The organism is Sphaerospermopsis sp. LEGE 08334 (assembly GCF_015207205.1).
Lineage (GTDB): Bacteria > Cyanobacteriota > Cyanobacteriia > Cyanobacteriales > Nostocaceae > Sphaerospermopsis.
In genome coordinates this window covers 43041-55439 of the sequence record NZ_JADEXH010000020.1, presented here as the reverse complement: position 1 = coordinate 55439, position 12399 = coordinate 43041, and the positions used below count along the sequence as shown (strand labels likewise).

The 12399-nt window shown below is 36.8% G+C and carries 11 protein-coding genes; 4 read left to right on the top strand and 7 right to left on the bottom strand.

Annotated elements, in window-relative coordinates; genetic code table 11:
- Positions 1-317: 317 nt before the first annotated feature.
- Complete coding sequence (locus tag IQ237_RS13005; RefSeq protein ID WP_194055730.1) at positions 318-830, bottom strand: hypothetical protein; 513 nt, start codon at positions 828-830, stop codon at positions 318-320.
- A 453-nt stretch (positions 831-1283) separates the two neighbouring features.
- Between IQ237_RS13005 and aroA the strand changes: the two genes are divergently transcribed.
- A complete protein-coding gene (gene aroA, locus IQ237_RS13000; RefSeq protein WP_194055728.1) occupies positions 1284-2633 on the top strand; it encodes a 3-phosphoshikimate 1-carboxyvinyltransferase in 1350 nt (449 codons plus the stop codon).
- 90 nt (positions 2634-2723) lie between these two features.
- On the opposite strand, the gene IQ237_RS12995 is transcribed toward aroA, so the two are convergent.
- The gene (locus IQ237_RS12995; protein WP_302850076.1) at positions 2724-3170 is read right to left on the bottom strand and encodes a restriction endonuclease; all 447 of its coding nucleotides are present in this window, start codon (positions 3168-3170) and stop codon (positions 2724-2726) included.
- A gap of 85 nt (positions 3171-3255) precedes the next feature.
- Between IQ237_RS12995 and IQ237_RS12990 the strand changes: the two genes are divergently transcribed.
- Positions 3256-3876, top strand: coding sequence for a hypothetical protein (locus IQ237_RS12990; RefSeq protein ID WP_194055726.1), 621 nt, complete (start codon positions 3256-3258; stop codon positions 3874-3876).
- 89 nt (positions 3877-3965) lie between these two features.
- Here the strand turns inward: IQ237_RS12990 and aspS are convergent, their stop codons facing one another.
- From aspS to miaB, 3 genes are all read right to left on the bottom strand, one after another.
- Positions 3966-5759, bottom strand: coding sequence for an aspartate--tRNA ligase (gene aspS, locus IQ237_RS12985; RefSeq protein WP_194055724.1), 1794 nt, complete (start codon positions 5757-5759; stop codon positions 3966-3968).
- A 166-nt stretch (positions 5760-5925) separates the two neighbouring features.
- Entirely contained in the window at positions 5926-6111 is a 186-nt protein-coding gene (locus tag IQ237_RS12980; protein WP_194055722.1) for a hypothetical protein, read from the bottom strand.
- Between the two features lie 143 nt (positions 6112-6254).
- Positions 6255-7619 carry a tRNA (N6-isopentenyl adenosine(37)-C2)-methylthiotransferase MiaB gene (gene miaB / locus IQ237_RS12975; RefSeq protein WP_194055720.1) on the bottom strand — a complete coding sequence of 455 codons (1365 nt, stop codon included), beginning with the start codon at positions 7617-7619 and terminating at the stop codon, positions 6255-6257.
- A gap of 215 nt (positions 7620-7834) precedes the next feature.
- On the opposite strand from miaB, the gene IQ237_RS12970 reads away from it, so the two are divergent.
- On the top strand, positions 7835-8374 hold the full coding sequence (locus tag IQ237_RS12970) for a nucleotidyltransferase family protein (RefSeq protein ID WP_194055718.1): 540 nt from the start codon (positions 7835-7837) through the stop codon (positions 8372-8374).
- Between the two features lie 348 nt (positions 8375-8722).
- Here IQ237_RS12970 and IQ237_RS12965 read toward each other — a convergent pair whose 3' ends face one another.
- Together IQ237_RS12965 and IQ237_RS12960 are read right to left on the bottom strand one after the other, a co-directional pair.
- Positions 8723-11524 carry a tetratricopeptide repeat protein gene (locus IQ237_RS12965; protein WP_194055716.1) on the bottom strand — a complete coding sequence of 934 codons (2802 nt, stop codon included), beginning with the start codon at positions 11522-11524 and terminating at the stop codon, positions 8723-8725.
- 257 nt (positions 11525-11781) lie between these two features.
- Complete coding sequence (locus IQ237_RS12960) at positions 11782-12021, bottom strand: hypothetical protein (RefSeq protein WP_228020177.1); 240 nt, start codon at positions 12019-12021, stop codon at positions 11782-11784.
- A gap of 75 nt (positions 12022-12096) precedes the next feature.
- Here IQ237_RS12960 and IQ237_RS12955 point away from each other — a divergent pair, with 75 nt between their 5' ends.
- On the top strand, positions 12097-12246 hold the full coding sequence (locus IQ237_RS12955; RefSeq protein WP_194055712.1) for a hypothetical protein: 150 nt from the start codon (positions 12097-12099) through the stop codon (positions 12244-12246).
- Positions 12247-12399 lie beyond the last annotated feature (153 nt).

The following is a 12399-nucleotide window of genomic DNA, read 5'->3' as shown; positions in this document are numbered from 1 at the left end:
CTCTGTAGACCTTCACGCTGTAGCCCAACGCGATTGTGTTCCAATTAAGTTTCTGAAAAAGACTACCACCATCATTGCTTGGTTTTCGCGTCGGCAATAGTCTCAATTCAATACTTGATATCACCGTATTATATATCAAGTAGTTGATTTTTTCCGGAAAATATATTGATTTTTGTCAATATAAGTATAGTTTTGTCTATGAAATTGTCAACTTAGGACAAGCTCAATTTGAGGATGAAATATGAAAAAATTTGTTACCAACAGATAGCCCTTTCCTCTTGCCTGCCCCACGAAAAGACTTTTTCATCAAACCCTAATTAGTTATCAATTTCCAAATTGAGTATATAGCGTCCTAGTTGTACCTTTTCTGACCACAATTCATAGTCAAGTCGCAGATGTTCTGGTAATTTTTGTCCGGTAAGATTTAAGCTATTAGTAAAGTTACGTAAACGAATAGGCTTGTGTGGTTGCAAAGATTCATTAGGCAACCAATAACGACTAATGCCATAAACGCCCTGTTCCCAGAAATGTCGGTAACTTACTTGAGTGTTACCTTGCATAGTCATAATGATTCGGTAGGGGGAAATTTCCAACCACAAAATTCTGGGACTTGTGGGGATTTCAACATTTTTTTTAGTTTGAGGAACAGGATTTTCTCGACTGCTTAAATTTCCTACTTCACAACTGATTAAAGGTGGTGCAGTCAATAGTAAGTGAAATCTGTCAGTATCTTTTTGATATAATGTTCCAGAAGTTTCCACTACGGACCAAACTGGTAAGTCAGTGGAAATAATGGATAAACAAACAGGTTTGCGGTGGTGAGTGAGCATGGGAACGATAAGTGATAGAAGCGGTTGAATAAAATCAAACCAACACTAGGTGTTTTAAAAAGTTAGTTTAAACAACTAAATAGTAAAACCTGATTCATATTAACCGAATCTACTAATTTGTTAATCTATACAAATCGAGATGCAAACGGCTAGGATTGAAAGCTAAAACCCGAAAACAATGTTTTTTCTGGCTATCATCAGTTTGTACATTAAAGTTGTGAATATTTTTATCAATTTTTATCAATTTTTATCAATATTGAAAATTTTTCATCATCATACGCTGTACCCCACCGGCACAGATACAGCAAATTTTGTCGAAGTCCGATCAACAGAATTTTGGGCTTCTCATCTTACTTTGATAAAAAGCGGTAGGATACTAGGAAGGAATTGACCAGTGGCAGCATCTGAAGTCACTGCCAGATTTCCGGCCTATTCAAAAGCTAGTGTATCATAATGTCGGCTGCTATTATAACTTTAAAAACTCAAGAAAACGCTTCTCAAAACTTAATTATTCAGCGTCCTCCCTCTGGACTGTCTCTACAAGGTCGTATCAGTATTCCTGGTGATAAATCTATTTCCCATCGGGCTTTGATGTTAGGTGCGATCGCGGAAGGTGAAACGGAAATTCAAGGACTGCTGTTAGGTGAAGATCCCCGCAGCACTGCTAACTGTTTCCGGGCGCTTGGTGCGGAAATTTCCGAATTAAATACCCAGTTGGTGCGGGTTAAAGGTATTGGTTTGGGTAATTTTCAAGAACCTGTAGATGTGTTGAACGCGGGTAACTCTGGTACAACTATCCGGTTAATGTTGGGGTTGTTAGCTTCCCATCCAGGGCGGTTTTTTACAGTTACAGGTGATGACTCGTTGCGATCGCGTCCTATGTCCCGTGTTGTCAAACCTTTACAACAAATGGCCGCTGAAATTTGGGGACGCAAAGGTAACACATTAGCACCTTTAGCAGTTCAAGGACAAGCACTCAAACCGATTCATTATCATTCACCCATCGCCTCAGCACAAGTCAAGTCTTGTATTTTACTTGCAGGTTTAAACACCGAAGGGAAAACAACAGTCACCGAACCCGCTTTATCACGGGATCACAGTGAACGGATGTTAAAGGCGTTTGGGGCAGAATTAAGTATAGACCCGGAAACCAACAGCGTGACTGTGACAGGAAATGCGAAATTATACGGTCAAAAAGTTGTTGTTCCTGGTGATATTAGTTCTGCGGCCTTTTGGTTAGTTGCGGGTTCTATTGTTCCCGGTTCTGAGTTAGTGGTGGAAAATGTCGGTGTTAACCCCACCCGCACGGGAATTTTAGAAGCTTTGGCAATGATGGGTGCAGATATCCAGCTAGAAAACCAGCGAGAAGTTGCAGGAGAACCGGTTGCAGATTTGCGGGTGCGTTCTAGTCAGTTAAAAAGCTGTACTATTGCTGGGGATATTATACCGAGATTAATTGATGAAATTCCCATTTTAGCAGTAGCTGCCACCTTTGCGGAAGGGACAACCATTATTAGAGATGCGGCAGAATTGCGAGTTAAAGAGAGCGATCGCATTACCGTAATGGCGCAACAATTAAATAAAATGGGCGGTAAAATTACAGAATTACCTGATGGGATGGAAATTACTGGTGGTAATGCTTTGGTGGGTGCTGAGGTAGACAGTCATACAGATCATAGAATAGGTATGAGTTTAGCGATCGCTGCTTTAAATGCTAGTGGTACTACGACTATTCACCGTGCTGAAGCTGCGGCTATTTCTTATCCTAATTTCACTAATACTTTGGTAGAAGTTTGTCGGTAAAGGTGACAGGGGATTTTCGATTTTCCCCTGTTTTTTAGCATAGCTCACGCAGAGACGCAGAGGCGCAGAGAGGAAGATTGAGGTTTTTGATTACTCGTCTGTAAAATAGTCTGAATCTATTTTTTTAATCTCGTAAATAGAGACAGTTGATACACCCACATGATTATCAATCATTAATTGAGCTAATTCTTGTCCATCTATTAAAACAATCTTACTATCTATTATAGATACATATTCTCTAGCATCTTGAGAGAATTTAGAAGTGGTGATAAAAACACCTTTTCTTGCTCTTTGTCCATGTAAAGCACCGACAAATTTTTGAATTTCCGGTCTACCAACAACTGTATTATCCCATTTTTTAGCTTGAATGTAAACAATATCTAAACCTAATTTATCTTCTTTAATTATTCCATCAATTCCCCCATCTCCAGCTTTACCAATTGCTCTCCCTGCATCACGTCTTGAACCACCATAACCCATTTTCACCAATAAATCTACTACCAACCTTTCAAAAAAGTCAGGTGAACAACTTTTTATCCTCTCCTCTGCGCCTCTGCGTCTCTGCGTGAAATAAAATCTATAATATAGACAATAAAAAACCTACAATATAACTTACAACCTTATGACTACCCCCCATCGTCCGCAAATTCTCAAACCCAGTGAAACCTACACCTTTCGTAAATACTTTGATTTAAGATTTGCACCTGCGGATATTTTACAAGAACTAGGAGCAACCTTAATCAAAAGTAATATTAATTTTCCAACAACTAACAATCAAATTACTAGATTAACTGATTTAAAAGAAAGATTAGAAGAAGCAATTCAAAGAGTAAGTCTCACCAGCGAAGCTGCACGCAGAGAAGTATTAATTGCTCCTATTTTATTAGAAATTGCCCACATTACCCAAGCAACAATTAATATTGAATATCCCATTGAAATCAACCAATTTTTACGAGGTGACTTAGATTATTACTTGCAAACTCAACATCAAATATTAGTTGTAGAAGCAAAACAAGCAGATTTAACACGCGGTTTTACTCAACTTGCAGTAGAATTAATTGCTGTAAATGAATGGATATCAGGAAACGAACCAATATTATATGGTGCTGTAACCACAGGAGATATATGGCAATTTGGCAGTTTTCAACGTGATGAAAGAATCATAACTCAAGACTTAATGTTATATCGAGTTCCTACGGATTTAGAGATATTAATGAAAATTTTAGTAGGGATTTTAAATTAAAATTAATCAAAATATCCAGATACCCGACTTCTTAATTTAATCATCTTCATCAAATATGATTTATTTACAGAAGTCGGGGATCTTTAACCTTACTCTTTAACCTTCGGTTTCACAGTCGAAGCAACATGAAGTTCTTTCAACTGTTTCCCATCCACACCAGCAGGTGCATCTGTTAATAAACAGCGTGCTTGTTGTGTCTTGGGAAAAGCAATTACATCACGAATTGATTCTTCTCCAGCTAACAACATTACCAACCGATCTAAACCATAGGCAATACCACCATGAGGAGGTGTACCATATTCAAAAGCTTCTAATAAAAAGCCGAATTTATTTTGTGCTTCTTCGGTAGATAAACCAATAGTTTCAAATACCTGTGATTGCACTTCTCTTTGATAAATTCGCAGACTACCACCACCAATTTCAAAGCCGTTTAAAACCAAGTCGTAAGCTTGAGCGCGGGCGGTTTTCAAGTCATGTAAATCATCGGGATGGGGTGCGGTAAATGGGTGATGTAATGCTTCTAATCTTTTCTCATCTGCATTCCATTCAAACATTGGGAAATCTGTCACCCAAAGGAAGTTATTTTTCCCTTCTGGAATTAAATTAAATTCCCTAGCCACAAACTGACGCAACCTATCCAATGTTTTATTTACTGTTCCTGCATCCGCAGCAGCAAATAATAATAAATGACCATCTTTTGCACCAGTTCTAGTTAAAATTTCCTGTTTTTGTTCCGGTGTCAAATTATCTTTAATCGCGCCAATGGTGTCAATTTCTCCATTATCCCGCACGCGAATATAAGCTAAACCTTTAGCTCCTGCTTCTGTTGCTTCTTTGAAAATATCTCCACCGGGTTTAATGCGAACATTGGAAATAGCATCATTACCGTTAGGAATGGGGAGAATTTTCACAATTCCACCTTTAGAAATGGCATCTTTAAAAACTTTAAAACCCGAATCTTTTAAAACATCGGAAACATCAACTAATTCTAAATCATAGCGGGTATCTGGTTTATCACTGCCATATTTATTCATCGCATCTTTATAAGTTAGACGCGGAAAAGGACGGGGTAAGTCAATATTTTTGACTATTTTGAAGATATGACAAACTAATTTTTCATTGAGTTCTATTATTTCCTCTTGGGACATGAAACTCATTTCCATGTCTAACTGGGTAAACTCTGGTTGTCTGTCTGCACGCAAGTCTTCATCACGGAAACATCTAGCAATTTGATAGTATCTATCCATCCCGGATACCATCAATATTTGTTTGAATAGTTGCGGTGACTGGGGTAAAGCAAACCATTCCCCTTCATTAACGCGACTGGGAAGAATATAATCTCTTGCACCTTCGGGGGTGGAACGGGTAAGTACAGGGGTTTCTATTTCTATGAAACCTTCATTATCTTCTAAATAACGCCGCATTGCTTTAACGACTTGGTGACGCAACTGCATATTTTGCGCCATGCGATCGCGTCGTAAGTCTAAATAACGATATTTTAACCGCAAGTCTTCCCGCACGTTTTCCGTGTCTGCGGTGGAAACCTGAAAAGGTAACTGTTTACGAACAGCGTTGAGGATGTGAATTTTATCAGCGTAAATTTCTACTTCACCGGTCGGGATGCGGGGATTAAGTGATTCTGCGGGGCGTTGGGTAACTCTACCAGTGATTTCTACAACGTATTCATTACGTATGGTGTTAGCCAGTTCGTAGGAGTCTGGGGTGCGTTGGGGATCGCTAACAATTTGCACAATACCAGAGCGATCGCGTAAATCCAAGAATATCACACCCCCATGATCGCGGCGACGGTCCACCCAACCGTATAATGTTACAGTTTCTCCAATATGCTCTTGTCGGAGTTCGCCGCAATAGTGAGTTCGCATAATGATTATTACTTCTTTTCCGGGCTGTTAGTAAATGTTAAGGCTTTCCTATTATCTAGCATTAACAGTCATTGTATTCATTTCTGGTGAAGAAAAAACGGCAAAAATAGCAAACTGGTTATTTGAGGTAAGGATTGATCATGTCCGAACTATTATGGTTACAGCTTTACCTCTTAAAAACTGACGACACCACCGTAATTATCGTAGCGCTGGCAATCAAACCGAAAGCCAAATTAACCAGTGACTGCGTAGCTTGCCTGTATACCTCAAATTTCTCATTTGATTTTGCCACATCAGTTTTTAATTCTTCGAGTGAATTTAAGATTTTTTGTTGAAACTCTTCTTGTGACATTTTATTTATCTCCTTCTTAGTATGTAGGTTGAGTTGAGGAACGAAACCCAACATTTACAAGGTTTGGTTGGGTTGAACAAAGTGAACCCCAACCTACGAAAATCTAAACCCTTACTGTTACCTGTTACCTGTCACCTTTCACCTCAAACAGCTACCGCTTCCCGCACTTCTACAGGTTCACCACTTAAACTAAAAGCGCGAACTTCGGTAATTTTTACCTTGACTATTTTTCCTTTCAGTTCTTTGATATCTCCTGTAAAGAAAGTCAACCGGTTTCCTCCTGTTCTTCCCATCACCTGAGTTGGATCTTTGCTGTTTTGATCTTCAACTAACACTTCTTCAATTCTGCCAAAATAACGCTGCGATCGCTCGGCTGCTTTAATCGCCACTAAATGATTTAATCTTTGTAGGCGATCGCTCTTCACTTCCTCGCTTAACTGATTATCCCACAACGCCGCAGGTGTACCCGGACGGGGTGAATAAGCAGCAGTATTCAACTGATCAAAACCAATATCAGCCACCAACTTCAAGGTATTCTCAAACTGTTCTTCAGTTTCCCCAGGAAAACCAACTATCGCATCCGCACTAATAGACGCATCCGGCATATACTTACGAATAGTATCAATAATTCTTCTGTATTTATCCTGAGTATATCCCCGTGACATTGCTTTCAATACTTCATTATCCCCAGATTGAAAAGGAATGTGGAAATGTTCGCAAACCTTGGGCAATTCTGCACAGGCTTTAATTAACCTTTCCGTAAAATAACGGGGGTGACTGGTAGCAAATCTAATTCTTTCAATTCCTGGAACATCATGGACATAATAAAGTAAATCTGTCAAAGTGTGCAAATGACGACCTTCGGGAGTTGAACCGGGTAAATCCCGTCCATAAGCGTCAATATTTTGACCTAAAAGGGTAATTTCTTTGTAACCTTGTTTTCCTAAAGTTTCAATTTCCGCACGGATAGCTTCAGGAGTGCGCGACTGTTCCACACCCCGCACATTAGGAACTACACAATAAGTACAACGTTCATTACAACCATAAATCACATTTACCCAAGCAGTCACTTTACTATCTCGCCTTGGTTGGGTAATATCTTCTAAAATATGTACCTCTTCCGTAGCAACAACTTGATTACCTTCAAAAACCGACTCTAGCAAATCTTTAAGACGGTTAGCGTGTTGGGGTCCCATTACTAAATCTAACTCAGGAACACGACGCAGTAAAGCTTCACCTTCCTGTTGTGCTACACACCCAGCAACTACCAAAGTTAAATCAGGTTCTTTATGTTTGCGTTTTGCTTGTCTACCCAAATAAGAATAAACTTTTTGTTCTGCATTATCTCTAATCGTGCAAGTATTATAAAGAATCACATTAGCATCATTAGGATCTTCTGACCATTCAAAGCCCATATCTTCCAGAATGCCAGCCATGCGCTCTGAATCGGCCTTATTCATTTGGCAGCCAAAAGTAGTAATGTGATAACGACGGGAAGAAGTGGTCATGGGAAATTACGCTTAATAAATATCATGTATTTTAAGTCTATTCACCATTTTATCAAAAGCCGTAGCCTTTGTAGGTTATAAAACTCTGCGTTATTTATTTCTCTGAGTTCTCTGCTTCATTTCTGAACTCTAGTCATCCAAAGCATTTTATCATACTTGTTATGATACTTGTCAATAAATGACTTTATCTGTATTTTCAAGTTGTGCAATAAACCATGAGTGATTCTACAAACTTAAAAACTATTCTCTCCGATTCCGTAATTGCAGATGTACTACCACACATTGCTCAACTCAACTTACCCAACTGGTGGTTAGCAGGAGGAGCAGTACGCAATACCGTATGGTCTAACCTATTTGGTGAAAAATGTCAATTATTCATCAAAGATTTTGATATTGCTTTTTTTGATTTACAGGGAACACGAGAACAAGAACAACAAGCAAAATCAATTCTCACTACACAATTTCCTCAGTATGAATTTGATGTTAAAAATCAAGCTAGTTTTGGTAGATGGCGGACAGGTAGAACTATATATTACAGTACAGAAGATGGAATTAAAGATTGGTTACACACTGCAACCGCTGTTGGTGTGCGGATGGATCAAAAAGGAGAATGGCAATTTTTCACACCCTATGGTTTAGATGATTTATTTAGTGGTATTATTAAACCAACGCTCACACATATTAATAATGTGAATGCTAAAAATAAAGCATCTGAATTTATGCAAAAGTGTCCTTGTCTGCGGTTGTCTGTATAGTCTAAATTTCTAGTTAAAAATTCAAAATCAATTCAAAAAAACTGTTTCATATCATATAACCTGAATATTGGTCAATATTTACTAGGGTAGATTTTGACTATTTCTCTAGATAGATGAGGTATGGGAGAAATAAGTTATATCTTCAATCAAGAGGTATTGATAGGATTTCCTAGAAAGGAAACTACGTTGTTGTTAAGGCTTTTCCTTGCACAATTGCAGCTTACCTATTGTTCAATTTCTCTGCTCCATCCCCCTCTCCTTGCAAGAGACATTAATGACTTCAAATTACCCCTTTATAGCTTCTAATTTGTGTAGAAACTATGCAGGGGTATTTTTAATTTCTCATGACTAACTCTGAATTAATTGTTGGAAGCTTTGCTCTTTATTAATATCATCAAAATCTATATCTGTAGCTGCATCTTCCTTATAACTAGGTTTAAGTTCAATTGCTTTTTGCAAATTCTCTACTGCTAGTTCCACTTCTCTTTGTAGTGCATAACAAGCAGCTTTATTATAGTAAGCACTTGCATAGTCTGGTTTAATTTCTAGTGCTTTATCGAAATTAGTAATTGCTTCGTCATCTTTGCCTAATCTTACCAAGGTGTAACCGCGTTTATCCCAAATCTTAGGGGAGTTGGGTTGAAATTTTAAAGCTTGATCAAAAGAAGCGATCGCATCTTCATAACGTTCCAATTCTACCAAAGACAAACCACGATTTAACCAAGCTACACTATCATCTGGTTTGATCTGAGTAGCTTTATCAAAACAATTGAATGCTTCCCTGTGTTTACCTAAATTACCACAAGCTACACCAATGTCACACCAAGCTTGATGATATTCAGGGTTAATTTTAATGGCTTTATTGTAAGACATTATCGCATCTTTATATCGTTTCAAACGACTAAGAATTAAACCTCGTTTTAACCAAAGTTCTGCATTATCAGGTTGAATGTTAACGATTTGTTCATAAATTGCTAAAGCATCCTCATAACGTTTTTCTGTAAACAGCGTTTCCGCTTCTTTGATATAATCATCAACAGCAACTTCTGGTTGTGTGGTTTCTGGTATCGTTTGTGGTATTGTTTCGGTTGCGGGTTCTTGTACTTGTATATTTACTTGTGTATTTTCAGGTTCAGCTATAAATTGAGGTTGAATAGTTGCTAACTCTTGTAAAATAGACTCTTTCCGAGTTTGAGCATCTAACTGTAATTCTGCAAGTTGTTTAACAAATTCAGCTTCTAATTTTTCTAACTGTTCTAACTTCTCCAAAATGCTCAACTTCTGTTGTTCAAAATTACTTTGAATATCAACAAACTGAGAAATAAATTCATCACCAGATTTCTCTAAATTATCAACTATTTGCTGTTGACGCACTTCAGCGACATTTTGTAAAACCTTAATTTGGTTGATAGATTCAGATTCTAACTTTTGTAAATTCTGTAAAATCTGTGATTTTTGTTTTTGAATATCAGTTTGAATATCAGCAAACTGAGAAAGAAACTCATCACCTGATTTTTGCAATTTCTCAACTATTTGCTGTTGACGCACTTCCGCAACATTAGGTAAAATACTGAGTTGATCCATAGACTCAGATTCTAACTTTTGTAAATTCTGTAAAATCTGTGATTTCTGATGTTGAATATCAGTTTGAATATCAGCAAACTGAGAAATAAATTCATCACCGGATTTTGCTAAATTATCAACTATTTGCTGTTGACGTACTTCCGCAACATTTTGTAATTCTCTAATTTGTTTAAGAGATGCAGATTCTAGATTTTGTAAATTCTGTAAAATTTGTGATTTCTGATGTTGAATATCAGTTTGAATATCAGCAAACTGAGAAATAAATTCATCACCGGATTTTGCTAAATTATCAACTATGTGTTGTTGACGCACTTCTGCAACATTTTGTAATTCTCTAATTTGTTTAAGAGATGCAGATTCTAGATTTTGTAAATTCTGTAAAATCTGTGATTTCTGTTGTTCAATATCTTCCTGTACATCACTGTAAACATCAGACAACTGAGAGATAAACTCATTACCTGATTTTGCTAAATTATCAATAATTTCCTGTTGACGAACTTGAGCAGAATTTTGTAATAATGATAGTTGTTGAGAAAACTCAAGCTGTAATTTATTTAAATTATCAAATAAACTACCTTGTTGGTTTTCAGCATCAATTTGTAATTCAGAAAGTTGGGATTTAAACAGATTATTTAATTTTTCTAAATTCTCAATAAAAATATCTGTTTGATGTTGAGCATCTGACTGAAAGTGAAATAACTGATCAGTAAAATCTGAGCGTGATTGTGCTATACTTTCAAAAGTATCTTCTTTTTGTTGTAAAGTTGCCGATTCCAAATCCTGAAGTTGAGATATTAATTGAGAACGAGTTGTTTCAATATCATTAATAGCAGCATCTTTTTGATTTTCTACTGCTGACTTCATTTGCTTATATTGAGAAACTAACTCAGCTTCTAATTTTCTGACATTTTCAATGGTAATTTTTTGTTGTTGAGCAGATAAAGTAACTTGTTCTAATTGAGTATTTAACCTAAATTCTAAATCGCTGATATTCTCTTGAGCAGATTCAACTTCTCTTTCTAAAGCTGTGAGAAATTCCTGTTTTGATTTTGGTAAATCTGATAAAAGAATAGATAAATTTTCCTCTTCACCTTGAATTGCGGTTTTTAGTCTATTAACTTCCTGTGCTAATTCCTGAGTGAGAATTTGAGAATTTTTAATCAAATTTTCCCCATCTTGATTAACATTAATCAATTGAGTTTGCAGCTTTTCAATTCCTTGTATTTGCTGCATTGAACGGTCAACAATATCCTTAATTATAGCTTTTCTTAATAACCATAATGTAGCAATTAAAACCACCGGAAATAAACTTAAAATAGTCAACCAAATATTAAGCAGGGTATTCGTGCGAGTAAAAGCACGCTCAAAGTCTGACTGTAATTGCTTTTGGGCGGTGTTTTCCTGTCGTAGTCGGTTTAATTCTTCCCGTTCCTGATTTGATAATACCTGAGCAGTAGCGGAAAGTTGCAGTTTTCCACCCAGAAAACCTGTAGATAACAGTAACGGTGATAATAAAATGGCGATTTTTAAAGCTTTTTTTGAAAAAATGGGGTTTTTGCTGTTCATGGCACTTTCCCTATCTGTAAGGTGGTTTTTTGCAGTGGTATGTCTATGATAGATTATCAATGTGGGGTTACTGGTTTTCGGGGTGGTTGTTTGATATTAGCAGATTAAGGGAAAACAAGGTATCTATCAATCAGCTTGGTGTTTGATGGAAGTGTATAAAAAGTGTATAAAAGTATAAAAATTGTGATTATAGTTGATTAATAAATATTTGAGGTGTGATAATTTTTGTATTATTAGCATATCTTACAAATATGTATTTATTCGTCATTTAGTAAATCCTCTAAAATTTCAGAAGTTAATCCCCTCGCTTCTGCTTTTGTGCCGATTTCATCCATTAATTGACTCAGAGACATAGGAGGTTTATCTAATAATTCTCTCATGCGTAAGGCTAAGAGAAATTGTATCTTTATTTGTTCTTCTTCAGAAGATTTTGTGTAAGCCTGTGCTATGGCAGCATCTACAGGAATAGAAATTGTGGTGTTTTCCATGTTGATCATGCAGTTTGGTTTACATTTCTGCTATCTTACTTTACCATAATTATGTCACACCAGTAATATCATCAGGATAGAAATATGAAAAAATCAAAGCAGGAACTTCTGGAAGCTAAAGGTTGGAAAGTGGGAACAGTTGCAGAATTTTTAGAACTAACTCCAGAGGAAGCAGCGTTAGTAGAAGTTAAATTAGCAGTTATTTGCAGTAACAAGACAAGGGAAAAATCTTAGTTTTATTTTCAGAGCATCACTTTTTTCTAATACCACTTTTTTCAACTAATTCTGGAATAATGACTCGGATATCTTGAGCGAATTGATCAATGTCATTACGACTAGCTGTAAAGTAGATATTGTGTGCTGACTCACAGAAAATCTCTCTCTTAC